21 protein-coding genes and 1 pseudogene are annotated in these 24,015 nt (G+C 71.6%); 13 read left to right on the forward strand and 9 right to left on the reverse strand.

The annotated features are described in order from the left end of the window. Positions 1–135: 135 nt before the first annotated feature. From ACFVZW_RS19665 to ACFVZW_RS19680, 4 genes are read left to right on the forward strand one after another with little or no spacing between them, the layout of a single operon-like run. Complete coding sequence (locus ACFVZW_RS19665; protein WP_384522909.1) at positions 136–837, forward strand: hypothetical protein; 702 nt, start codon at positions 136–138, stop codon at positions 835–837. Next, positions 834–2,126 (forward strand): ATP-binding protein, encoded by a 1,293-nt coding sequence (locus ACFVZW_RS19670; protein ID WP_384522911.1) that lies wholly within the window; start codon positions 834–836, stop codon positions 2,124–2,126. The genes ACFVZW_RS19665 and ACFVZW_RS19670 overlap by 4 nt, the downstream gene beginning before the upstream one ends. Positions 2,127–2,182: 56 nt before the next feature. Next, positions 2,183–3,562: an FtsW/RodA/SpoVE family cell cycle protein gene (locus tag ACFVZW_RS19675; RefSeq protein ID WP_384522913.1), complete on the forward strand. Its 1,380-nt coding sequence runs from the start codon at positions 2,183–2,185 to the stop codon at positions 3,560–3,562. Next, the gene (locus ACFVZW_RS19680; RefSeq protein WP_384522915.1) at positions 3,559–5,037 is read left to right on the forward strand and encodes a penicillin-binding transpeptidase domain-containing protein; all 1,479 of its coding nucleotides are present in this window, start codon (positions 3,559–3,561) and stop codon (positions 5,035–5,037) included. Before ACFVZW_RS19675 ends, ACFVZW_RS19680 begins: the two co-directional genes overlap by 4 nt. Here the strand turns inward: ACFVZW_RS19680 and ACFVZW_RS19685 are convergent. Both ACFVZW_RS19685 and ACFVZW_RS19690 read right to left on the reverse strand, forming a co-directional pair. Next, positions 5,030–5,839 carry a hypothetical protein gene (locus tag ACFVZW_RS19685; protein WP_384522917.1) on the reverse strand — a complete coding sequence of 270 codons (810 nt, stop codon included), beginning with the start codon at positions 5,837–5,839 and terminating at the stop codon, positions 5,030–5,032. The two genes, ACFVZW_RS19680 and ACFVZW_RS19685, sit on opposite strands and share 8 nt — an antisense overlap. A 69-nt stretch (positions 5,840–5,908) precedes the next feature. Then, a complete protein-coding gene (locus ACFVZW_RS19690; protein ID WP_384522919.1) occupies positions 5,909–7,018 on the reverse strand; it encodes a ferritin-like domain-containing protein in 1,110 nt (369 codons plus the stop codon). Positions 7,019–7,186: 168 nt separating this feature from the next. Between ACFVZW_RS19690 and ACFVZW_RS19695 the strand changes: the two genes are divergently transcribed. The 5 genes from ACFVZW_RS19695 to ACFVZW_RS19715 all read left to right on the forward strand — a co-directional run bounded on the left by ACFVZW_RS19695 (position 7,187) and on the right by ACFVZW_RS19715 (position 11,384). Beyond that, entirely contained in the window at positions 7,187–8,122 is a 936-nt protein-coding gene (locus ACFVZW_RS19695) for a diiron oxygenase (RefSeq protein ID WP_384522921.1), read from the forward strand. A 166-nt stretch (positions 8,123–8,288) separates the two neighbouring features. Then, positions 8,289–9,011: a TetR/AcrR family transcriptional regulator gene (locus tag ACFVZW_RS19700; protein ID WP_384522923.1), complete on the forward strand. Its 723-nt coding sequence runs from the start codon at positions 8,289–8,291 to the stop codon at positions 9,009–9,011. A gap of 10 nt (positions 9,012–9,021) precedes the next feature. Further along, positions 9,022–9,291 carry a hypothetical protein gene (locus ACFVZW_RS19705; protein WP_384522925.1) on the forward strand — a complete coding sequence of 90 codons (270 nt, stop codon included), beginning with the start codon at positions 9,022–9,024 and terminating at the stop codon, positions 9,289–9,291. Positions 9,292–9,368: 77 nt separating this feature from the next. After that, entirely contained in the window at positions 9,369–10,685 is a 1,317-nt protein-coding gene (locus tag ACFVZW_RS19710) for an NlpC/P60 family protein (RefSeq protein WP_384522927.1), read from the forward strand. A 159-nt stretch (positions 10,686–10,844) separates the two neighbouring features. Continuing rightward, a complete protein-coding gene (locus ACFVZW_RS19715; protein ID WP_384522929.1) occupies positions 10,845–11,384 on the forward strand; it encodes an RICIN domain-containing protein in 540 nt (179 codons plus the stop codon). Positions 11,385–11,739: 355 nt separating this feature from the next. Here ACFVZW_RS19715 and ACFVZW_RS19720 read toward each other — a convergent pair. Then, a pseudogene (locus ACFVZW_RS19720) lies at positions 11,740–11,871 on the reverse strand (site-specific integrase); the annotation flags it as partial. Between the two features lie 539 nt (positions 11,872–12,410). Between ACFVZW_RS19720 and ACFVZW_RS19725 the strand changes: the two are divergent. Beyond that, positions 12,411–14,066, forward strand: coding sequence for an ice-binding family protein (locus ACFVZW_RS19725; RefSeq protein ID WP_384522931.1), 1,656 nt, complete (start codon positions 12,411–12,413; stop codon positions 14,064–14,066). Between the two features lie 361 nt (positions 14,067–14,427). On the opposite strand, the gene ACFVZW_RS19730 is transcribed toward ACFVZW_RS19725, so the two are convergent. From ACFVZW_RS19730 to ACFVZW_RS19750, 5 genes are read right to left on the reverse strand one after another with little or no spacing between them, the layout of a single operon-like run. Continuing rightward, positions 14,428–15,663, reverse strand: a complete 1,236-nt coding sequence (locus tag ACFVZW_RS19730) for a styrene monooxygenase/indole monooxygenase family protein (RefSeq protein ID WP_384522933.1) — start codon at positions 15,661–15,663, stop codon at positions 14,428–14,430. A gap of 18 nt (positions 15,664–15,681) precedes the next feature. Beyond that, entirely contained in the window at positions 15,682–16,347 is a 666-nt protein-coding gene (locus ACFVZW_RS19735; RefSeq protein WP_384522935.1) for an ATP/GTP-binding protein, read from the reverse strand. After that, positions 16,328–16,705, reverse strand: coding sequence for a DUF742 domain-containing protein (locus ACFVZW_RS19740; RefSeq protein WP_384522972.1), 378 nt, complete (start codon positions 16,703–16,705; stop codon positions 16,328–16,330). The genes ACFVZW_RS19735 and ACFVZW_RS19740 overlap by 20 nt, the downstream gene beginning before the upstream one ends. A gap of 29 nt (positions 16,706–16,734) precedes the next feature. Continuing rightward, positions 16,735–17,220, reverse strand: coding sequence for a roadblock/LC7 domain-containing protein (locus ACFVZW_RS19745; RefSeq protein ID WP_384522937.1), 486 nt, complete (start codon positions 17,218–17,220; stop codon positions 16,735–16,737). Next, positions 17,217–20,018, reverse strand: coding sequence for a nitrate- and nitrite sensing domain-containing protein (locus ACFVZW_RS19750; protein WP_384522938.1), 2,802 nt, complete (start codon positions 20,016–20,018; stop codon positions 17,217–17,219). The genes ACFVZW_RS19745 and ACFVZW_RS19750 overlap by 4 nt, the downstream gene beginning before the upstream one ends. A gap of 373 nt (positions 20,019–20,391) precedes the next feature. On the opposite strand from ACFVZW_RS19750, the gene ACFVZW_RS19755 reads away from it, so the two are divergent. Then, the gene (locus tag ACFVZW_RS19755) at positions 20,392–21,174 is read left to right on the forward strand and encodes a hypothetical protein (RefSeq protein ID WP_384522940.1); all 783 of its coding nucleotides are present in this window, start codon (positions 20,392–20,394) and stop codon (positions 21,172–21,174) included. A 16-nt stretch (positions 21,175–21,190) separates the two neighbouring features. Here the strand turns inward: ACFVZW_RS19755 and ACFVZW_RS19760 are convergent, their stop codons facing one another. Next, positions 21,191–21,682 carry a MarR family winged helix-turn-helix transcriptional regulator gene (locus ACFVZW_RS19760; RefSeq protein ID WP_383558406.1) on the reverse strand — a complete coding sequence of 164 codons (492 nt, stop codon included), beginning with the start codon at positions 21,680–21,682 and terminating at the stop codon, positions 21,191–21,193. A gap of 215 nt (positions 21,683–21,897) precedes the next feature. Here ACFVZW_RS19760 and ACFVZW_RS19765 point away from each other — a divergent pair, with 215 nt between their 5' ends. Continuing rightward, positions 21,898–22,719, forward strand: coding sequence for a lysozyme (locus ACFVZW_RS19765; protein ID WP_384522942.1), 822 nt, complete (start codon positions 21,898–21,900; stop codon positions 22,717–22,719). A 287-nt stretch (positions 22,720–23,006) separates the two neighbouring features. Continuing rightward, a complete protein-coding gene (locus tag ACFVZW_RS19770) occupies positions 23,007–23,861 on the forward strand; it encodes a lytic polysaccharide monooxygenase (RefSeq protein ID WP_384522944.1) in 855 nt (284 codons plus the stop codon). Positions 23,862–24,015: the final 154 nt, after the last annotated feature.

A 24,015-nucleotide genomic window follows, 5' to 3' on the forward strand; every position in this document is an offset into this window, starting at 1 on the left:
AGCCCGCCGGCCCCCCACCCCAGCGCCCCCCCCCGAGGCCCCGAGTGGCGGGGCGCGCCGTGGCCCCCCGCCGGCCGGCGGGCGCGCGGCGCCCCCCCCCCCCCCCCGCCGCTCGTGCTCTCCGGCTGCGGCAGCGTGGGTGGACTGGAGACCGCCGGCCCCACGCCCACCGCCGTCGGCCCGGTCCGGCTCTGGCCCGACCTGCCGCCCGCGAGCGAGCCGCCCCTCGACTACGGCGAGACCGACACCCAGACCGTCCCCGGCATCAAGGCCCCCGGTAACGACGTCCACCGCGTCGACGCCGTGGCCGTGGTCCAGGCCGAGGTGAACGCCCATCCCGACACGTACTCCGGCGCGGACGGCATGTACGAGGAGACGGCCCGGCAGATCGGCCGGTGCGCCACCGAGCCCACGAAGTGCCCGGTCATGCGCCCGTACTACCGCGACCTGACCGGCAACGGCCGCGACGAGCTGATCGTGGGCATCCGGATGCCCGATCAGCAGGTCGGCCTGCGGGTCTATCTCGCCGAGAACGACAGCCTCACCCGGATCATGTCCACCATCGAGCAGGTCATCAGCGTGGAGCTGGCCGGCCGGGACGTGATCGTGCGGGCCGCCTCGGCCGGGATTCCCGGGTACGAGTACCGCACCGCCTGGTCCTGGGACGAGCAGCAGCGCGCGATGCTGCCGACCCGGGACGAGATCGTGCGCGTCAAACCGCCGGTCCCGTCCCCCTCCCCGACCCCGCAGCCCCGATTCGTGGAGCCCACGGCGCCGCCGTCCCCCTCGCCCACCCCGTCGCCCTCCGCCGACGTGCTCTCCGGAGAGCCCCGGTGACCCGGCGCGCGAGGCTGCGCCTCCCCGCCTGGACCGCGACCCTCACCTGGAAGTCCACGGTCTTCATCGCGGTCATGTGCTGCGCCCTGGCGGCGCTGCTCGGCGTGCTCGTGCACGTCTCGGTGGCCGGGCAGACGGTGAACGACTCCCGCGAGAGGGCGCTGACCCGGCTCACCGCCGCCACCCGCGCCTACGAGGCGGGCGACCCGCTCCCCCGGTTCTCCGGGATCGACCCGGAGGGTCTGCCGGGCTCGCTGCGCGCCCTCGCCCTCCGGGGTGAGCGCGGCACGGTGGTCGTGGAGCACGAGGGGCGGCCGACGATGTGGGCCGCGGGCCCCGCGGACGGCCGCGTCCTCGCCGTACAGCAGGACTACACGACGAGCGCCGAGACCATCGACGGGCTCGACCGCTCGATCCTGGGGTCCTCGGTCCTGGCGATCGGGGCCACGCTGCTGCTGGGTGCCTTCGCCGTCACCCGGGTCACCCGGCGGCTGCACCTGACCGCCCAGGTCGCCCGGCGGATCAGCGCGGGCGATCTCGACGCGCGGGTCAACGACCCCCGCACGAAGGACCCTTCACGCCCCCAGGACGAGGTGGCCGCGGTCTCCGGGGCGCTCGACACGATGGCCTCCTCGCTCCAGCGCAAGCTGCAGACCGAGCAGCGCTTCACCGCCGATGTCGCGCACGAGCTGCGCACTCCGCTGACCGGCCTGTCGGCCGCCGCGGAACTGCTGCCGGAAGGGCGCCCCTCGGAGCTCGTACGGGACCGGGTGAAGGCGATGCGCGACCTGACCGAGGACCTGCTGGAGATCTCGCGGCTCGATGCCCGCAACGAGACGGTGGATCTGGCGGTGCACGCCCTCGGCCCGCTGGCACGGCGGGTGGTGCGCGCGTCGGGCACGGAGACCGAGGTGCGGATCGTCCGGGACGTCACCGTCGAGACGGACAAGCGGCGCCTGGAGCGGGTCCTCGGCAATCTCGTCGCCAACGCGCACAAGCACGGCGCCCCGCCGGTGGTCCTGACCGTGGACGGCGCGGTCGTCACGGTGCGGGACCACGGTCCCGGATACCCGGAGTACCTTCTGGCGACCGGGCCGCAGCGGTTCCGCACGGAGAGCGGCGGCAAGGGGCACGGGCTCGGACTGACGATCGCGGTGGGGCAGGCCGAAGTGATCGGCGCGGAACTGGTCTTCGGCGAGGCGCCGGACGACGGGGGCGGGGCGCTGGCCCGGCTGACGCTGCCGGAGTACGTGTCGTTCGACGTGATGGAGACCGAGCCCGAGCCCTGACGGCACACCGTCACACATAAGGGATATAAGGGTTATGGCTTGCTACGTTGCGGACCATGACCGCAACGACGGCGGACGCTCCCCCGCCCGGGCCTCGCACCCCGAAGCGCCGCGGCGTGGAACTCTCCCTCCTCGTCTGCGCCGTCCTCATCTCCGTGCTCGGATACGCCGATGTCGGCCTGGCCAGGAGCGGCGCCGTGCCACCGGACGCCGTCCGCTACGGCGCCGGTCTCGGCGCGCTCGCGCTCCTGGCCCATCTCGCCGTCCGCTTCCGCGCGCCGTACGCCGATCCGCTGCTGCTGCCCATCGCCGTGCTCCTCAACGGGCTCGGGCTGGTGCTGATCTACCGGCTCGACCTGGAGACCCCGCACGACCAGGCCGCCTTCACCCAGCTGGTCTGGTCGACGCTCGGGGTGGCGCTCTTCATCGCCGTCGTCGTGCTGCTGCGCGACCACCGGGTGCTGCAGCGGTACGCCTATCTGTCGATGGCCACCGCGCTCGCCCTGATGCTCGTGCCGATCTTCTTCCCGGCCGTGAACGGGGCCAAGATCTGGATCCGGATCGGCGGACTCTCCTTCCAGCCGGGCGAGTTCGCCAAGATCCTGCTGGCCGTGTTCTTCGCCGCCTACCTCGCGGCGAACCGCAACGCGCTGGCGTACACCGGCCGCAGGATCTGGAAGCTTCAGTTCCCCACCGGCCGGGTACTCGGGCCGATCGCCGCGATCTGGGTGCTGAGCGTGGGCGTCCTGGTCCTGGAGCGGGACCTGGGCACCTCACTGCTCTTCTTCGGACTCTTCGTGATCATGCTCTACGTGGCGACCGGCCGGACCGGCTGGATCGCCGTCGGGCTGCTCCTGGCGGCCGTCGGGGCCTTCGCCGTCGGCTCCCTCGAACCCCATGTGCACAGCCGGGTCGAGGACTGGCTCAATCCGTACGCCTCCATCGAGGCGGGCGACGGGCCGGGGCAGCTCGCGCAGTCCCTCTTCTCCTTCGCCGCGGGCGGAGTGCTCGGCTCCGGCCTCGGACTCGGGCACTCCATCCTGATCGGATTCGCCGCGAAGTCCGACTTCATCCTCGCCACGGCCGGCGAGGAGCTCGGCCTGGTCGGACTGACCGCCCTCTTCCTGCTGTACGCGCTGCTCGTCGCACGCGGCTACCGGGCCGGGCTCGCCCTGCGCGACCCCTTCGGGCGGCTCCTCGCGACCGGCCTCGCCTCCATCCTGGCGCTCCAGGTCTTCGTGATCGCCGGCGGGGTGATGGGCCTGATCCCGCTGACCGGCATGCCCATGCCGTTCCTGGCCCAGGGCGGCTCGTCCGTCGTCACCAACTGGGTCATCGTGGCGCTGCTGATCCGGGTCAGCGACTCGGCCCGCGCCCCGCTCCCCGACACCGTCGAGACCGGGGTCATCGCCCCGATCGTGGAGGACGCCCGGTGATCCCGTACATCCGCCGCGCGGCCGCGCTCTGCCTGCTCCTCCTGGTGGCGCTCCTGGTGAACGCCGCGCGTGTGATGGTCCTCCAGGCGGACGAGCTGGACGAGAACCCGGCCAACCGGCGGCCGGCGATCGCCCGTTGGGGCCAGGCGCGTGGCGCGATCGTCGTCGACGGACGGCCGGTGACCGGCTCACGGGACAGCGGGCAGCAGCTGCGCTACGAACGGACCTACAAGCAGGGCCCGTTGTACGCCCCGGTGACCGGATACGCCTCCCAGACGTACGGCACCGCGTTCGTGGAGAGCGCCGAGGACGACATCCTCGCCGGTACGAGTGCGCTGCTCGCCCCGCTGCCGTTCTGGAACGACGTCACCCGGGGCCGGCAGCCCGGCGGGAAGGCGGTGACGACGGTCCGGGCGTCGATGCAGGAGGCCGCGTACCGGGGACTCGGCGGGAAGCGCGGGGCGGTCGCGGCGATCGAGCCGTCGAGCGGGCGGATCCTGGCGCTGGTCTCCTCGCCCTCGTACGACCCCGGGCTGCTGTCGGGAACCGGGCCGAAGGTCGAGGAGGCGTGGGCACGGCTGAACTCCTCGCCGAACCAGCCGATGCTGAACCGCGCGATCCGGCAGACCTATCCCCCCGGCTCGACCTTCAAGATCGTGACCGCCGCCGCGGCGCTGGACGCGGACGTGGTGACGGACGTCGACGCACCGACGGACACCCCTGACCCCTTCGTGCTGCCGGGCACGCGGCAGGTCCTCCCGAACGCCGCGAAGGGGTGCGGGAACGCCTCGCTGGCGTACGCGATCCAGTGGTCGTGCAACACGGTGATGGCCGGGCTCGGGGTGGAGGTGGGCCTGACGGGGATGGTCGACGCGGCGGAGCGGTTCGGCTTCGGCGACACGCGCCTGAAGGTCCCCGCCTGGGTGGCGAGGTCCAACTTCGACACGGACATGAGCCCCGACCAGCTGGCGCTGTCGTCGATCGGCCAGTTCAACACGACGGCCACCCCGCTGCAGATGGCGTTGGTGGCGGCGGCGGTCGCCAACAACGGGGAGATCGCCTACCCGTATCTGGTCGAGCGGACGACGACGTCCGGCGGCACGACGGTCGACACCACCGGCCGCCGCAGCTTCCGCCAGGCGATGCGCCCCTCGACCGCCGCCCAGCTGCAGCGGCTGATGGTCAAGGCGGTCGAGGAGGGCACGGGCACGAACGCGGCCATCCCCGGGGCGCGCGTCGGCGGCAAGACGGGCACGGCCCAGCACGGCCTGGGCAACACCGGGACGCCGTACGCCTGGTTCATCGCCTGGGCCCAGGCCGCGGACGCGGCCCAGCCCGCGGTGGCGGTGGCGGTCGTCATCGAGGACGCGGAGGCCAGCCGTACGGACATCAGCGGCGGCGGCAGCGCGGCACCGATCGCCCGGGCGGTGATGGAGGAGGCGCTGCGCCCCGCCCCCACCGAGGGCGTCAGCTGATCGGCTTGCGGATCTCCGCGCGGATCTTGGCCGTGGTCTCGGCGAGCTCGGCCAGATCGATGTCCTTCGGGTCGGCGGTCGCCGACTCAGGGGTGACCCGGGCCACCGCGGCGGCGGTGTTGTCGTCACCCCAGGCGCACATGGGGAGCGTGGTCGTGCCCAGGGCGTCCTTCGACGTGGTGACCTGACAGCTGACGGTCACGCCGTACCCGGCGGGGGTGAAGTCCTTGGGCCGGACGACGAGCGTCGAGCCCTTCTCCGTGGCGGCGCCCTTGAGGATGGACGAACGGGTGAGCTCGGCGTTCTTGATCCGTCCGTGCATCCCGGAGACGACGAGGGCGGAATCGTCCTCGCCGCTGTACTGCCCGACCGCCGCCTTGGCGTCCTTCACGGTGAGATCGGGAGTGTCCTCGATCTCCTTGCCCTCGGTCTCGGAGAGGTCGGAGACCAGCGTGTACTCGCCGGCGAGCAGGGTCTTGGGGACGACGAGCTTGTGCGTCGCCTCGGGGAAGGAGCCGGTGACACCGGAGAGCCCGGCGATCGCCCCGTAACCGAGACCGCCGACCAGGACCACGGAGCCGAGGACGATGGCGACGATCGCCCCGGCCGACAGCTTCTTCTTCGGCGGCGGCCCCATGGGCGGCTGCCCCCACGCCCCGGCGCCCGGCCCCTGGTACTGCGGCGGGACACCCTGCGGGGGGAAGCCCTGCGGAGCCCCGAACGCACCCGGCTGCTGCGGGGGCGGCACGGGCCCGCCGTACGGGTTGTGGGGCGGCTGGCTCGGCGATGGCGGCATGGTCATGCCGGGCACGCTACGTCACCCGTACGCGCACCCACGCTCCGGGTCCGATCCCGGCCTCGCCCCCGGCGGCTACCCCTCCGCCGCGCCCTGCGCGATGGCCTCGTCGACCTCCGCGATCCGCTCCCCCTCCTCCGCCGCGAAGCGCTCCCGATCCAGCGCCTCGGCGATCTCCTCGTCCTGGGTCATCAGCAGGTCCAGGTTCGAATCGCCGAGGTCGAAGACCCCCATGTCCAGGTACGCCTTCTGCAGGCGCTCGCCCCACAGGCCGATGTCCTTCACGCACGGGACGATCCGGCTGAACAGCAGCTTGCGGAAGAGGTGCAGGAACTCGCTCTGCTCACTGAGCTCCTCCGCCTCCTTCTTCGGTATGCCGAAGTTCTCCAGGACCTCGACCCCGCGCAGCCGGTCCCGCATCAGGTAGCAGCCCTCGATCACGAACTCCTCGCGTTCGCGCAGTTCCGCGTCCGACAGCTGCTTGTAGTAGTCGCGCAGCGCCATCCGGCCGAAGGCCACGTGCCGGGCCTCGTCCTGCATCACGTACGCCAGGATCTGCTTCGGGAGCGGCTTGTCCGTCGTGTCGCGGATCATCCCGAAGGCGGCCAGCGCCAGGCCCTCGATGAGGACCTGCATCCCGAGGTACGGCATGTCCCAGCGCGAGTCGCGCAGGGTGTCGCCGAGCAGGCCCTGGAGGTTGTCGTTGATCGGGTAGAGCATCCCGACCTTCTCGTGCAGGAAGCGGCCGTAGATCTCCGCATGCCGGGCCTCGTCCATCGTCTGGGTCGCCGAGTAGAACTTGGCGTCCAGGTCCGGGACCGACTCCACGATCCGGGCGGCGCAGACCATCGCGCCCTGCTCGCCGTGGAGGAACTGGCTGAACTGCCAGGAGGCGTAGTGCCTGCGCAGATCGCCCTTGTCCTTCTCGGTCATCTTCGCCCAGTGCCGGGTGCCGTGGAGCGTGAGGACGTCGTCCGGGGTGCCGAGCGGGTCGTACGGGTCGACCTCGAGCTCCCAGTCGATGCGGGTGGCGCCGTCCCACTGCTTGTCCTTGCCCTTCTGGTAGAGGGCGAGGAGCCGCTCGCGGCCCTCCTCGTACTCCCAGTTGAAGCGGGCCTGCCCGGTCGCGGGGACGTTCCAGAGGGATTCCCTCGGGGCCTTCACGTAAAGGTCGTGCGTCGACACTGACGACTCCTTCGCTCGCCGAACGTGCTCCTTCCGGCAGGCTCACACGTTGGTAGACAGAGGGTCAACAAGTAGTGCGCAAGGGATTGACGGTCTTGCTGACGAGCAGTCTCATAAGAGGTGACCACAGGTAACTCGACCGCGTGCACAGCGAGGTGTCTCACCGTCATGACCACTCGGACCGAGCACGACTTCACTCTCATCCGGGACGCCCTCGGCCCCCTGCGCGACCGGGAACAGGTCGCCGCGCGGCTGCTCGAGTCCTCCCTCAAGCACTCCTTCGACCCCGAGAGCGAGCTCGACTGGGAGGCCCCGGTCGAGGACGGCAAGTGGTTCTGGCCGCCGGAGCTGCTCTCCCTCTACGACACCCCGCTGTGGCGGAGGATGTCCGAGGAGCAGCGGATGGACCTCGCCCGGCACGAGGCGGCCTCGCTCGCCTCGCTGGGGATCTGGTTCGAGATCATCCTGATGCAGCTGCTCGTCCGGCACATCTACGACAAGTCCCTCACCAGCAACCACGTGCGCTACGCGCTCACCGAGATCGCCGACGAGTGCCGGCACTCGATGATGTTCGCCCGGATGATCCAGAAGGGCGGCGCACCCGCGTACCGGGTCCCGCGGATCTACCACAATCTCGCCCGCGTCCTGAAGACCGTCTCCACCACCCCCGGCTCCTTCGCGGCGACCCTCCTCGGCGAGGAGATCCTCGACTGGATGCAGCGTCTGACCTTCCCGGACGAGCGCGTCCAGACCCTGGTGCGCGGGGTGACCCGCATCCACGTCGTCGAGGAGGCGCGGCATGTGCGCTACGCCCGGGAGGAGCTGCGGCGCCAGATGGTGACCGCCCCCCGCTGGGAGCAGGAGTTCACCCGGCTCAGCTGCGGCGAGGCGGCCCGGGTCTTCTCCACCTGCTTCATCAACCCCAAGGTGTACGAGAACGTCGGCCTGGACCGCCGCCAGGCCCTCGCCCAGGTCCGCGCGAGCGGCCACCGCCGCGAGGTCATGCAGTCGGGCGCGAAGCGGCTGACGGACTTCCTCGACGACATCGGGGTGCTGCGGGGACCGGGCCGGCGGCTGTGGAAGTCCTCCGGGCTGCTGGCGTGAGCGGCGGCCCGCACGGGGCGGCGAGCGTCGCCACGCGGCGGCCGCACGTGGCCGTGGCAGCCGGCATGACCGCCCGGCCGCGCGTGGCCGTGGCTCGGCCACGCGGCGGAGCCGCACATCGATACGGCTCCCCTGCGCGTCACCTCGCAGAGCTACCCTGCGAGGCATGACCAGTGCCGCCTCGCCCGCGTACCGCCGGCTCAGCGTCGAGGAACGGCGGCTGCAGCTCCTCGCCGCCGCCCTGACGCTCTTCGCGCACCGGGCGCCGGACGAGGTCTCCCTCGACGACGTCGCCGAGGCGGCCGGCGTCTCACGGCCGCTCGTCTACCGCTACTTCCCCGGCGGGAAGCAGCAGCTGTACGAGGCCGCGCTGCGCTCCTCCGCCGACGCGCTGGAGCGGTGCTTCGCCGAACCGCCGGCCGGGCCGCCGACCGAGCGCCTCGGCCGGGTCCTCGACCGCTATTTGACCTTCGTCGACCAGCACGACGCCGGATTCAGCGCCCTGCTCCAGGGCGGGAGCGTCGCCGAGACCTCCCGTACGACGGCGATCGTGGACGAGGTGCGGCGGGCCGCGGCCGAGCAGATCCTCGTCCACCTGGGGATCGACGCACCCGGCCCCCGGCTGCGGATGATGGTCCGCACCTGGATCGCGGCCGTGGAGGCGGCTTCGCTGATCTGGCTCGACGAGGACAAGCAGCCGCCCGCCGCGGAGCTGCGGGACTGGCTCGTCGACCATCTGATCGCGCTGCTCGCGGCCACGGCCGCGACCGACGAGGAGACGGCGGCGGTCGTCAAGCGGCTCCTCGCGCAGGAGCGCGCGGAGGGGCCGGTCGGCACCCTGGCGCGACGAGTGACCCCCGTGGTGAGCGAGGCGGCACACCTCATATGAGACTGGTGGCGTGAGAAGCGAGAACACCCTCTTTCGTGGCGGCCCCCTGGACGGCCGGGTCCTGCCCGTCCTCGTCGGTCCGACCGGACATCCGCCGAAGTGGTACGAGGTACCGGTGCCGGACGCCGACGGCGGACCCCCGACCGTCCACGCGTACCGCCGCGAGCCGGCCGGGCGGACCAAGCGGCTCGGGCTCCAGCGCGGCTGGGTCTACGAGTACGCCCCCGAGGGACGGGAACGACGCGAGCTGAAGTGGCCCTGGTCCAAGCCGAACGGGTGAGCCGCTTAGCCCGAATCGCCCCTTTGTGAGCTCATCGCACCATCCGGAACGCACATCATCTCCGTGGAGGTGATGACGTGTCAGGAAGGCTGCTGCGCACGGTCTGCACGGGGGTACTGGTCGCGACGACGGCGCTGGCGGGGCTTCCGTCGGCGACCGCCGACGATCCGGCGGACCCGCCGGTGGAGGCCCCCGCCGAGGCCGCCGCGGGCGAGACGTCTTCGGCCCCGCCGGTCGACCCGCCGGCCGAGGACCCGCCTTCCGAGGGCGCCCTCCCGGCAGTGCCACCGGGTGGGACTGCGGACACCACCACCGACCCCGCCGACGGCACCCCCCTCGACGACGCCGCGGAACTCCCGCCCGCCGGCGGTGACTCCGTCGCCACCCTCCTCACCCGGCTGCAGACGCTCTACCGCCAGGCCGAGCAGGCCACCGAGACCTTCAACGCCACCGACGAGGACCTACGGCTCCAGACAGCCGACACCAGGAAGGTCACCGCCGCCCTCACCGCCACCCGCAAGGCGCTCGCCGACGGCCGCAACGCGGCCGGAAGGCTCGCGCGCGAGCAGTACCAGGGCCGCTCGGAGTTCTCCGGATATCTGCGGCTCCTGCTCTCGAAGGACCCCCAGCAAGCCTTGGACCAGGGACATCTGATGGCACGTGCGGCGCGCGACCGGGCGGGCATCGTCTCCCGACTCGAAGAGGCGGAGAAGAAGGCGGACGCCCTCGCGAGCCGCTCGCGCCAGGCCCTGGACCGGCAGCAGACGCTCGCCGCACGGCAGAGGAAGCAGCGGGACGACGTCCAGGTGAAGCTGAAGGACATCCAGAAGCTGCTCGCCACCCTCTCCGCCGACCGGCTCGCCCGGCTGGCCGAGCTGGAGCGGACCCAGACCGCGGGAGCGCAGCGCGAACTCCTCGACTCCGGCGTCCTGGACACCGCCCGGACACCCTCGCAGGAGGGCGGGGAGGCGCTGCGGTACGCGGTGCGGCAGATCGGCAAGCCGTACGTGTGGGGCGCCGAGGGGCCGGAGTCGTACGACTGCTCGGGGCTGACCTCGCAGGCATGGGCGAGCGCCGGCAGGGAGATCCCGCGGACCAGCCAGGAACAGTGGCGGACGCTTCCGAAGGTGTCCCTGAGGGAGCTGCGCCCCGGCGATCTGGTGGTCTACTTCCCCGAGGCCACGCACGTGGCGATCTATCTCGGCCACGGCCTGGTCGTCCAGGCCCCCCGCCCCGGCGCGAAGGTCAAGGTCTCCCCGATCGCCGCCAACCCCCTCCTCGGCGCCGTCCGCCCCGACCCGACCGCCGGGGCTCTCCCGTCCTACACGCCGCCCGAGCTCCCCGCCGGGGCCACGGACGGCTCGGACGAGGGGTTCGATCAGGGCGGGGCCTGAGCACTTTCGACCGGCGCACCGAAGCAGACAGAGCGGAGGTAGGCATTCCCATTCGTGGCATCAAGTGGCGTTCAGGAAAGATCAGTTGATGCGGATACTTATGCGATCATGACAAAGATTTCCAGCCACCGGCCGGAACCTTCTTGATTGCAGAGGACCATGAAGTTCAACCCGATCGTCCGCGCCCGCCGCGGACTGCTCGTTCTCGCCGCATCCCTCGGCCTCGTCTTCGGCGTCTCGGCCGGTCCGGCCCAGGCCGCGACCTCCTGGTACTACATCGGCACCGTCGAGATCCGCTTCGAGCACTCCAACCAGTGTCTTGAGGTGGCGGACTGGAGCAAGGCGAACGGCGCGGCCGTCCGCCAGTGGCCCTGCACCGGTGGCGACAACCAGAAGTGGGCGCGCTGGTGGAGGTCGGACCAGCCCACCGATGCGCACTACTACATCAACGTCAACAGCGGCAAGTGCCTGGAGATCGGCGGCTGGGGACGCAACAACGGTGCGACCGCCAACCAGTGGGACTGCCACTACGGCCTCAACCAGCTCTTCTGGGGCACCGACATTCTCAACATGGACTACACCTACGTCCACGGCAAGTGCCTGGAGATCGCCGACTGGAGCCAGCAGCCGGGTGCCCGCGCGCGGCTGTGGGACTGCCACTACGGCGCCAACCAGGGCATCAACATGAGAGCCGTCTGAGCCCCCGGGCGGGGGGGGGGGGGCGGGCGGGCCGCGCGCCCCCCCCCCCCCCCCCCCCCCCCCGCCGCCCCCCCCGCGGGCGGGCGGGGGGGGGGGCTCAGCCACACCGCGCCAACCCCGGTAAAAAAACCTCCTCGCCTACGCCCCCCGGGGGGGGGGGCGGCCCCCCGCCCGGCCCCCCGCTCGCCCTCTCCCGTGACCGTCAGGCCCCGGCGACCGACGCGAGGTAGGCGGACGTCTTCTCCGGGTCGAAGAAGATCACGAACGGCCCCGCAAAGGCTCTACCCAGCGGTTCCTCCCAACTGGGATGCCTCTGCGGGGCCGTGGGACGTCTGTGGGCCGTCAGACCTCGAACCGGGCTGTTTCGTGGATGCTCGGTTCCGTCCAGTCCGATGGAGCGAGCGCGGTAGCGGAGCCCGTGGCGGCCGGCCCTGACCCGGATGGGCTTCTCGTTCTTGTACCAGCGGTCTTGGATGTGGCCGGCCATGGCGGCTGCGGTCCGTTCGGGTACGGGAAGACCCGTGGCGCTCCGGCGGGAGCGCCATGGGCCTAGGTGGATTGGTCAGGCGGCGTCGAGGTCGCGAGCAGAGACTCACTCATGGACGCGACCTTTTCAGCTCTGGGCCCTGACCCTCGCCTGTAGTCGCAGCACCACCAACCCGAGCGTGTTCATGCCGCATCGGGCCTTCGCATCCGTGGGGGCTCGCCCGAACCTGCTAGCGGATTTTCCACACGCGATTCGACGACACGCCGAAAGCGAATGAGTGAACCTGAAATCGTGAAAATGAGTCACCCTATTGACCGGTGGTGACACACCCTCACATATGTTCATATTATCTCACCTTTAGTGAGTGGGTTTCGGTTGCCATGTGCCCCAGCATTGGCTCTGCGGTCGCCGCTTCGGCGAAGCTCTGCTGAACACCGTGCAGTTGTGCGGACGTGCGGCCTGACCAGAACTCGCCACAGGGCGCTCGGAATTCCCATTCCGAGCTACTGAGCTCAACGGCCAAAAGAAAGGTCTGTCCTATGCCAGTGGATGCCGCCCTGTCCGCCCCATCAGGCCCCGCGCGAAGACACGCCAGGGTCAAGAAGAAGCTCCTCCTGCTGCCCGGAACGCTGCTGGTGGCGGCTGTCACCCTGGTCCCGAGCCTCGCCCACGCCCTGGAAGCCCCCGTGGGGCTGGGGACCGCCACCAATTACGCGGTCCTGGCCGGTTCAACGATCACCAACACGGACACCCCCACCATCATCAATGGAGATCTGGGGCTCGATCCGGGCACGTCAGTGACGAACTTCCCGCCCGGCGTCGTCAACGGAACGCAGCACATCGACGATGCGCAAGCCGAGCAGGCGAAGGCCGACCTCGTCATCGCCTACAACGACGCGGCGAGCCGCGGGCCCGGGGCCGCCTCTTCGGTCGACATCGGCGGACAAACGCTGGCTCCCGGCGTCTACACGTCCGTGTCGACACTGAACATCACCGGCACGGTCACCCTTGACGGCCAGAACAACCCCGACGCCGTCTTCATCTTCCAGATCCCCGAGACCCTGATCACGGCTCCGGGGGCCGTCGTGGCCCTCATCAACGGAGCGAATGCCTGCAACGTGTTCTGGCAGGTGGGCAGCTCCGCCACCCTCGACACGACCACCCAGTTCAAGGGCAACATCCTGGCCCTGACGTCCATCACCGTGAACAACAGCGCCGTGATCGAAGGCCGCGCCCTGGCACGCAATGGCGCGGTCACGTTGGACAACAACGTCATTACGAGGGCGGCCTGCGCCGTTGGCCCGGTCGGACCTCCCGGTCCGACGGGTTCGCCCGGTCCCACGGGTTCGCCTGGTCCGACGGGTTCGCCCGGTCCGGAGGGTCCGCCCGGACCCTCCGGTTCACCCGGACCCGCCGGCTCACCCGGACCCGCCGGATCGCCCGGACCCGCCGGATCGCCCGGACCCGCCGGATCGCCCGGACCCGCCGGATCGCCCGGACCCGCCGGATCGCCCGGACCCGCCGGTTCACCCGGACCCGCCGGTTCCCCCGGACCCGCCGGATCGCCCGGACCCGCCGGGCCCACTGGTTCCGCCGGACCTGCCGGGCCTGCCGGGCCCACTGGTTCCGCCGGACCCGCCGGGCCTGCCGGGCCCACTGGTTCCGCCGGACCCGCCGGGCCTGCCGGACCCGCTGGACCTGCCGGACCCGCCGGACCTGCCGGACCCGCCGGACCCGCCGGACCCGCGGGGCCCAAGGGACCTCAGGGCGACAAGGGTGAAAAGGGTGACAAGGGCGAGAAGGGCGAGAAGGGCGAGAAGGGCGACAAGGGCGAGGACGGTCACGGTCACGACCACGGCAAGCCCGAGCACGGTCACGACCACGGCAAGCCCGAGCACGGTCACGACGAGGGCAAGCCTCCGTGGGCCGGGCTCGTGGACGACGCCCTCTCCGATGCTCTCGGCCACGGGGGCCACGGCCGCACCGTGTCCGACACGGTCAAGACCGCCAACGTCGCCGAGGTGAGCGCCGCCACCGGCCAGCAGCCGGAGGTTACGTTGTCGGACCACGCCGCGGCCGACGCAAGCAGCAGTACCGGCATCATGGCCGCCTATGCGGGCGCGCTGGCACTCGTCGGAGGCTCGATCTTCGCCGTGAAGAGAATTCGGCGGGGTTCAGCGACTCGACAGGACTAGCCCATCCCAGGCCCATCTGCCTTCCCGTCACACAGACGGCTGAGCCCCTGGACGCACGCATCGTCCAGGGGCTCAGTGGCGCTCGCATCGACTCAGAACGGAACACCCAGTAACGGGAGTCGTGGGTGGGGACCTGCTGGTGGCCGGATTGCGGACGCATTCCCGGCCCGAGGCCCGTCCGGTGATCACGAACCGGCCGGACCAGAGAGGACGGGCGGCTGTCGCTGCCACGAGGACGCCACAGCTCCGGACCGGAGTTACCGCGGCCCTCCACCATGGGCCGTCTACGGGCCGTCGAAGGGGTGCTCGTGGTCACCAACAGCCACCGACAGCACCCCTTCGACAGCAGGTCAGAGGCCCGTCAGCCCTGAGCGACCGAGGCCAGGTACGCGGACGTCTTCTCGGGGTCGAAGAAGAAGTTCTCGAAGTCGGCCGGGTCGTCGAAGCCGTTCGCGAAGCGGTCGGCGACCGGCTGGAGTTGACCAGCCGCGCCGATCAGGTTCAGGACGTGCTCCGGCGGGACGCCGAGCATCGCGTTCGTCCACTTCGTGACGTGCTGCGCGGTGTTCCAGTAGCGGTCGAAGGTGGCCTGCATCCACGCCTCGTCGAAGGGCTTGTCGCCGTTCTCGACGATCGCCGCGAGGTAGGCGGCCGCGCACTTGGAGGCCGAGTTCGAACCCTGGCCGGTGATCGGGTCGTTGGCGACGACGACGTCCGCGACACCGAGGACCAGACCCCCGCCGGGGAGGCGCCCGATCGGGTTGCGCACGGTCGGGGCGTAGCGGCCCGCCAGGGTGCCGTTGGCGTCGGTCAGCTCGACCTTGGTGGCCCGCGCGTACTCCCAGGGCGTGAACTTCTCCATCAGCTCCAGCGTGAGGGAGAGGTGCTCGGAGGGGTCCTTGACGCCCTGGAAGACGTCGAGCGGGCCGCCGGGGATCCCCTCCCAGAAGAGGATGTCGGCGCGGCCGGAGGTCGTCAGGGTCGGCATGACGAAGAGCTCGCCGACGCCCGGGACCAGGTTGCAGCGCACGGCGTCGAAGTCCGGGTGCTCGGGACGCGGGCCCAGGCCGTGGACGTAGGCGACGGCCAGCGCGCGCTGCGGCTCGCCGTACGGGGAGCGGGACGCGTCCCGGCCGAACATGGAGACCAGTTCGCCCTTGCCGGCGGAGACCAGCACCAGGTCGTACGTACGGGAGAAGAAGTCCAGGTCGGAGACTGCCGCGCCGTGGATGACGAGCTGGCCGCCGCGCTGGGCGAAGGTCTCCATCCAGCCGGCCATCTTCACGCGCTGGTCGACCGACTGCGCGTAGCCGTCGAGCCTGCCCACCCAGTCGATCGCGCGGCTGGAGTCCGGGGCGGCGACGGAGACGCCGAGGCCCTTGATCTGCGGGGCCTGGGACTCCCAGAAGTTCAGGGCGAGGTCGCGCTCGTGCTGGAGCGCGGTGTCGAACATGCACTGGGTGGACATGACCCGGCCGGACCGGATCTCGTCCGCCGTGCGATTGGACATGAGGGTGACTTCGTACCCCTGCGACTGCAGTCCGAGGGCGAGCTGGAGACCGGACTGGCCGGCTCCGACGATGAGTATCTTCCGCATGGCGGGGTTCCTAACGCGTTATTCAGGGGTGGCTTCGAGCGCGTGCGCGACCATCGCGAGCAGGGACTCGATCACGCTGTACCGCTTGCGAGCGTCCATGATCACGACCGGTACGTGCGGGGGCACGGTGAGGGCCTCCCGGACGTCCTCGGCCTCGAACGCCTCGGTGCCCTCGAAGTGGTTGACCGCGACGATGTAGGGCAGCCCGCAGCTCTCGAAGTAGTCCAGCGCGGGGAAGCAGTCGGTCAGCCGACGGGTGTCGGCGAGCACGATCGCGCCGATCGCGCCGCGCACCAGGTCGTCCCACATGAACCAGAACCGCTGCTGTCCCGGCGTACCGAAGACGTACAGCACGAGGTCCTCGGCGAGGGTGATCCGGCCGAAGTCCATCGCCACGGTCGTGGTGAGCTTGTCGGGCGTGTCGGAGAGATCGTCGGTCTCCTCGCTCGCCCGGGTCATCAGGGCCTCGGTCTGCAGCGGAGTGATCTCCGAGACCGCCCGGACGAAGGTCGTCTTGCCGACCCCGAAGCCGCCCGCGACGACGACCTTGGTCGCGATCGGGGCCCGGGTGTGGTCGAGCTGCCAGTCCCGGGCGCCCTCTTCGGTGTTCGTGCCGGGGGCTTCGGGCTGCGTTGGTATCCCGGCGAGCGGTGGGGCAGCGGCTTCAGAGACGGCGGAGTCCACTCAGCACCCTTTCGAGCAGCGCGCGGTCGGGCTGGCCGGTGCCGTGACCGGTCCCGTACACGCGGATCTTTCCCTGGTCGGCCAAATCGCTCAGCAGCACTCGGACGACACCCAACGGCATCTTCAGGAGCGCCGAGATCTCCGCGACGGTACGCATCCGGCGGCAGATCTCGACGATGGCCCGCATCTCCGGCATCAGCCCGCGGGCCCGCCCGCCGTTCGTCAGCACCTTTCGCTCGGGCGACGCCTCGAGCGCCGCGACGAAGGTCTCGACGAGCAGGACGTGGCCGAAGCGGGTACGGCCGCCGGTGAGCGAGTACGGGCGCACGCGCGCGGGGCGCCGGCCGTCCCCGCGCATCGGCAGCTTGTGGGCGTGGGATGCGGACGTCACTGGGTGCTCTCCAACGATTTGCGCAGCTCGCTGCGGAGTTCGGGGGTGAGTACATGTCCGGCGCGACCGACGAAGAGCGCCATGTGGTACGCCACGACGCTCATGTCGCAGTCGGGTTCGGCGTGCACACCGAGCAGCGAGCCGTCGCTGATCGACATGACGAAGACGCTGCCCTCCTCCATCGCCACCATGGTCTGCTTCACCCCGCCGCCGTCCATCAGCCGGGCCGCGCCGACGGTGAGGCTGCCGATGCCCGAGACGATGGTGGCCAGGTCGGCGCTGGACCCGCGCGGGCCCTTGGAGCGGCCCTCGGCTGGGGTGGCGGCGGCCTGTGCTGCCGGGTCGGACGAGAGCAGCAGCAGCCCGTCGGACGAGACGACGGCGACCGAGCGGAGCCCTGGCACCTCCTCGACGAGGTTGCCCAGCAGCCACTGCAGGTTGCGGGCCTCCCTGCTCAGTCCGAATGTTCCGGTCGCAGTCAACTGCGTGCCTCCTCGACTGTGTCCCCCGTCTTCTCCTCGGTCCCTGCGGTCTGCGTCTGTACGGCTTCGATCTCCGCCTCTACGTCTCGGCGACCTTCCTCGGCCCCCCGGTGGAAGCCGCCGAGCCTGCGCCGCAGCTCCTCGGCGTCGACCCCGCCCGCGCGCGGGGCGGCGGGCGTGTCGGCCTGACGGACGATCTGGGGCGTGCGCTTGGGCAGGCCCTTGTCCGTGAGGCGCTGGGCGACCGGCTCGGGCTCCTCCTGGGCGCGCTCGTGGGTGTCCGGCTCGGGCGGCGGGTCGGGGAGACGGACCTGGAGGGTCGTCTCGGCCACCGTGAGCTCGGGCTCGGCGTCGGGCTCGACTGCCGCGGGCTCGACTGCCGCGGGAGTGGGCTCGGGCGTCTCGACCTCGGGCGTCTCCGCTTCGGGCGCCTCGGTCTCAGGCGCCTCCTGGGTCGTCTCCGCAGCCGCTTCCTCAGGCGCCTCCGCGGCCGCCTCCGCCTCGGCGAACGCCTGTTCCGCGGCCTCGACGAGGGGGTCCCTGGTGCGGGACGGCAAGGCGTTGGAGTTCGCCTCGGCGACCGAGCCCGGGAGGTTCAGTGTGGGCGCCGAGCCGGCGACCGGCACGACCGGCGGGACCGCGGTGGGCGGGGCCGTCGGAAGCAGCGGCAGCGGCAGCACGATCACGGCCGCGATGCCGCCCTGCTTCTGCTCCCTCAGCTGCACCCGTACGCCGTGGCGGGCGGCGAGCAGGGCGGTGACCCGGATGCCGAGCCCCTCCCCCGCGATGTCGGCCGGGTCGGCCTCCGACAGGCGCGCGTTGAGCTCGGCGAGCCGGGACTCGGTCATGCCGATGCCCTCGTCCTGGACGGAGAGCATCACCTCACCGCTCTCCAGCAGCCAGCCGGAGAGCTGGACCTGCGCGTCGGGCGGCGAGAAGGACGTGGCGTTCTCGAGGAGTTCGGCGACCAGGTGGCTGAGGTCGTCCGCGGCGAAGCCGGCGATCTGGGCGTGCGGCGGCAGGGACTGGATCGTGACCCGCTCGTACCGCTCGATCTCGCTGACGGCGGCGCGCAGCACGTCGACGAGCGGGACCGCTCCGGGGTGGCCGTGGACGTGCTCGTGGCCGGCGAGGACCAGGAGGTTCTCGCTGTGGCGGCGCATGACGGTCGCCATGTGGTCGAGCTTGAAGAGGGTGGCCAGCCGGTCCGGGTCCTGCTCGCGCTCCTCCAGCTTCTCGATGACCCCGAGCTGACGCTCCACGAGTCCGAGGCTGCGCAGCGAGAGGTTGACGAAGGTGTGGTGGACGGTGTGCCGGAGGCGTTCGAGTTCGGCGGTGAGCAGGGCGGTGTGGCCCTGGAGCTCGGCGCGCTGGGCGGCCAGCTCGGCGGTGAGGGCCTCGCGGGCGCCGGCCAGGTCGGCGCGCTCGCTGTCGAGCCGCTCGGTGCGCCGGGCGAGGTCGGCCAGCTTGCCCTGGAGGGTGTTGAGGGACCGTACGACCTGGGCGAACTCGTCGTTGCGGCCGGTGAAGCGGACCGGCTCCTCGGCCTCCGGGGCGGCGGCGAGCCGCGCGGCGCCGATGCGCACCACGGCGAGCGGGCGGGTGAGGGTGCGGGCGACGAAGGTGGAGATGCCGATCGCGACCAGCAGACAGCCGCCGAGGAAGGCGATGCGCAGTTCGAGGGCGGTGACGTCGTCGTCGCGGAGCTGGGCGAGGCGTGCCACCTGCTCGGTGGAGAGCGCCGACTCGACGCCGCGCATCTGCTCGATGCGGGCGGAGAGCGCGGCCTCCAGCTTCTCGGGGTCGGTGCCGCGCTCGGAGGTGCTGAGCGCCGGCTGGTCGGTGAGCCCGGTCAGGTAGCGCTCGGCGCTCTTGACGTCGGGACCCGTCACGGTGCCGGCGAGGGAGTCCCGCCCGGCGGCCGTGGCGGCCTGGTCGAAGTCGGCGAGGGAGCCCAGTTCGCGGACCCGGGCCTGTTGTGCGGCGGCCGTCAGCGCGTTGCGGGCCCGGACGGCCTCGTCCGCGCCTTCGGCCTCGTCGAGCACGTAGGTGCCGGTGTCCGGGTCGTAGTGCGTGGTGCCGGGGGCCTCGGGCTGGGGGACGGCGAGGGCGGCGAGGAGCAGTCCGCGGGTCGCCGACGCCTGCTCGACGGCGCGGCCCAGGGCGGCGGGCGCGCGGGTGGCCTCGGCGGCGCGCGCGGGGGTCTGCTCGGCGAGTTCGTCGGCGAGGTCCTGGAGCTTGGCGATGACGTCCGAGTACGCCTTGTGCGCTTCCAGGGCGGTGCCCTTGCCGGTGAGCGCGGTACGGCGGACGGCGGGCAGGTCCGCGAGGTCCCTGCGCAGTTCGGCGGAGGCGGCGGGCTTGATCTCGTCGATCTGCCGGTCGACCCGGGTGGAACGCGCGCTGGTGACCTGCCGCTTCTTCTTGCTGTCGCCCTGCTGCTCGTCCCGGCCCGCGGCGATGTACGCGACGACCTCGTCGCGCTCGTCGGCGAGCGAGTGGGCGAGGGTGACGGCCTGGCGGTCGAGCTCGGCGAGGGTGACCAGGTTCTGGGAGTCGGTCAGTTCGCCGGAGGCGGTGAGGATCACGGGAGCGCCGGCGGCGAGGACGGTGACGCCGACGAGGGCGACGCCGGCGACCAGCCGGTTGCGGACGCGCTTGGGCCGGCCGACTGGGACGCCGGTGGTGCCGCCGCCTTCGGGGCCCGTGGCTCCGCCCGTGGTCAGCGGGTCACCGGGGCTCTGGCTCCGCGTGCCGTTGTTGCTCCGAGGCCGCTTCTTCTGCACCGGTGCTCGCATTCTCGACTCGTCCACCCATGAAGCAGAGGTGACGACCGGTCACATCTCAGAGCGCCCCCACCCCTGGTACGGCTTCCGACCATTCCAGCGCTTTTGGGAAGGGGACGCGCATCGGCCGCTCCGCCACCCGAACGAGTGAACAACACTCATGAGTTGGCGAACAACTTCGCGCGAAGGCCTTCACGGGTTTGTGCGGTGTGCCGGTTGGATCTTCCGTGCGGCCTTTGGCAGGATGCCCGCCCGCAGCTTCCCGGAGGGCTCCCTTCCGTCTCGCGCGTACCCCTTGGAGGGTTGGTACAGGCCGGATCCGGCCATTTGGAGGCGGTGTGAAGGAGTGATGCAGGCTTTCCGGCCCGGGGGCAGACTGGGGATCATGCGCACCGAAGTGGCCACCCTCCCCGGCAACCCCGAACGCCCTAATGAGGACTGGGTGGCGGCGGCTCTCGCGGCGCACGGCGGGGGCGGGACGGTCGTGGTGCTCGACGGGGTCACACCACCGGCGGGCGACGACGGCTGCGTGCACGACGTGCCCTGGTTCACCGCGCGTCTCGGTGGGGCTTTGACCGAACTATCCGCTTCGCGCCCCGACATGACACTGTCCGGGATCCTGGCTCTGGCAATCCGGCGCACCGCGGACGCCCACCGGGGGACCTGTGACCTTTCTCACGTGCGCACTCCCCAGGCGACGGTCGCGATGGCCCGCTGGAACGCGACCTCGGTCGAGCATCTCGTCCTCTCCGACGCCGCGCTGCTCCTCGAGGCGCCGGACGGCTCGGTACGGGCGGTGCTCGACGACCGTCTGGACCGGATCCCGGACGAGATCCGTCGCTTTCTGGCGGCGACGGATCGTCTGCGCAACCAGGAGGGCGGCTTCTTCACGGCGGCGGCGGACCCGGAGGTGGCGCGGCGCGCGGTGACGGGGACGACGCCCCGGGCGGCCGTACGGGCCCTGGCGGCACTCACCGACGGGGCGACGCGGTGGGTGGACCTGTTCGCGGAGGGCGACTGGGCGGACTGCTTCGGGGTGCTCCGGAAGGAGGGCCCGCACGGGCTGCTCGCGCGGGTCCGGGCGCGGGAGGCGGCCGACGAGGCGGCGGGCGGCGCGTTCCGCTGGAAGCGCCACGACGACGCGACGGCGGCCTACGCGGTTCTCTGAGGGCGCGCCCGGGCGCTCAGCTCTCCGCGCGGGCGTTCAGCTGGTGGAGGAGGCGGGCCAGTTCGGCGACCTCGCCCCGGTCCCAGTCCGCGAGCTTGCGGACGTACCGCCCGCGCCGTGCGTCCCGTACGCGCCGGAAGCGATGGCGCCCCTCCTCCGTCAGCCGGACCAGCGAGGCGCGGCCGTCGGCCGGGTCGGGGTCGCGGGCGACGAGGCCGAGCTCCTCCAGGGCGCGCAGTTGGCGGCTCATCGTCGCCTTGCCGACGCCGAAGTAGCCGGCGAGGTCGGTGGCGCGCTGCGGGCCGGCGTCGTCGAGCCGTACGAACAGGCCGTAGGCGGCGGGCTCCAGTTCGGGATGGACCTCGCGGGCCATCTCGCCGGACTGGGCGCGGGCGCGGCGCAGAAAGACCGCCAGTTCGCGTTCCAGGGCGAGGAATTCCTGGTCCACACCACTCCGTGTCGACGACCCGGTGGGCTCGCCTTCACTCCCCGTACCGCTTCCGTGCACGTCAGCACCCCTCGCGCGCTTTCCGGTCGCTGAAAGTTTCTTTCGTCCGCGGCCATCGCCGCAGCTCCCCCAGTATTTCGCAGGCGTAGACCAACGGCAGCACCCAGGCCCCCTTCCGTCCGGCCGGTCTACGTGCGTAGCGTCTTCCCCAGCGGCTTCGCTGACATGTCCACACCAGGTCATGTCTCACCCCCACCGCCTTTCGGAGGCACGCAATGCCCGTGCACAGATCCGGAAAGACCTTCGCCGGCGTCGCCCTCGCGGCCCTGGCCCTCCTTCTGCCCCTCTCCCTCCCCGGCGCGGCGAACGCGGCCGACACCGAGGCCGCGCCCCCACGCGGCTCCGCCCACATGGGAATGGGCGTCATCGAGCACGACGGCCGGCACGGCACGCCCGGCATGCCCCGGGCCGTCCAGACCGAAGGTGTGGACGTCTCCAGCCACCAGGGGAACGTGGCCTGGTCGACCCTGTGGAACAGCGGGGTGAAGTGGGCCTACGTCAAGGCGACGGAGGGCACCTACTACAAGAACCCCTACTTCGCGCAGCAGTACAACGGCTCGTACAACGTCGGCATGATCCGCGGCGCGTACCACTTCGCCACCCCGGACACGACGACGGGAGCGGCTCAGGCCGACTACTTCGTCGACAACGGCGGCGGCTGGTCCAAGGACGGCAGGACGCTGCCGGGCGCGCTGGACATCGAGTGGAACCCCTACGGGGCGACCTGCTACGGCAAGTCGCAGTCCGCGATGGTCACCTGGATCCGCGACTTCCTCAACCGCTACAAGGCCCGGACCGGCCGTGACGCCGTGATCTACACGGCGACGAGCTGGTGGACGCAGTGCACCGGCAACTACGCGGGCTTCGGCGCGAGCAACCCGCTGTGGATCGCGCGGTACGCGTCGACGGTCGGCACGCTCCCGGCCGGCTGGCCGTACTACACGATGTGGCAATACACCTCGACCGGCCCGACGGTCGGCGACCACAACCACTTCAACGGCGACCTCTCGCGGGTCCAGGCGCTGGCGAACGGCTGAGCCGAGCCGCGCCCTCCCGCGGAGACCGCCGCAACGACTCCGGCCCCGCATCCCGCCCGACGGGCAAGGTGTGGGGCCGGAGCCGTGGTCGGGTCCGTACGTCGGCGAGGTCACCGCCCGGCGACCACGGGCGTCCCGTGGGCCGCCTTCGCCTTTCTGCGCCCACCCCCTTGCCCATTGGTATGGACCAATGCGAGGCTCGAAGGGCGCGCACGGGATTCAACTTCCGTACGCGGCCCGCTCGTTGCTCGTCCCGTACTCCCCCACGCACGAGAGAGAGCCCCGCCATGCCCTCGTACCGTCGCACCGCCGCAGCCGTCACCCTGTCCGCGGCCGCGCTGATCCCGCTGACCCCCTCCATCGCGGGAGCCCACGGCGCCGTCTTCAACCCGGTGAGCCGGGTGGCGGCCTGTTACGCGGAAGGCCCCGAGACGCCGAAGTCGCAGGTGTGCAAGGACCTGGTCGCCGACTCCGGCACCCAGCCGCTCTACGACTGGAACGAGGTGAACATCGCCAACGCGGACGGTCAGCACCAGCTGCTCATCCCGGACGGCAAGCTCTGCTCGGCCAACCGCGAGAAGTACCGGGCGCTCGACTGGGCGCGCACGGACTGGCCGGCCACGGCGGTCGGCGCGGGTGCCTTCGACTTCAAGGTACGGGTGACGGCGCCGCACTCCGGCACGATGACGGTCTACATCACCAAGCAGGGCTTCGACCCGACCCAGCCCCTGAAGTGGTCGGACCTGGACGCGACCCCCGTGGCCACCTACGCCACCGCCCGCACGGCGACGGACGGCTTCTACAACTTCACCGGCACCCTGCCGGCCCGCACCGGCCGCCACATCGTCTACAAGGTCTGGCAGCGCAACGACAGCCCGGAGGCGTTCTACAGCTGCTCGGACGTCACCTTCGGCGGCGGTGCGGCGGCGGCCTCGGCCCCGAGCGAGGCGAAGATCGCCGCGGGCGCCGACCGCTCCACGGTGAGCCACGCGGGCCACGGCGGCGACGAGCAGGCCCCTGCCCTCTCCGCCGAATCCGCCCCGACGCCCTCCTCCCCGCTCCCCCTTGCCCTCGCGGGCGCGGGCGCCCTGGCGGCCTTCGGAGCGGGCAGCCTGCTGCTGTCGCGGCGCCGGAACGGCTGACGCAGCGGAACGGGCCGACGCACGGCAGACCGAGGCACGACGAAGCGGGGGGGGGCCCGGAGCGGCACCCCCCAGCCACCGCAGTGCGGAACCCCCCCCCCCCCCCCCCCCCCCCCCCCCGGGCCGCGGGCACACCCAGACCCAGCGGCCGACC

It is taken from the genome of Streptomyces sp. NPDC059567 (genome assembly GCF_042735655.1).
In the GTDB taxonomy this organism is placed as follows: domain Bacteria; phylum Actinomycetota; class Actinomycetes; order Streptomycetales; family Streptomycetaceae; genus Streptomyces.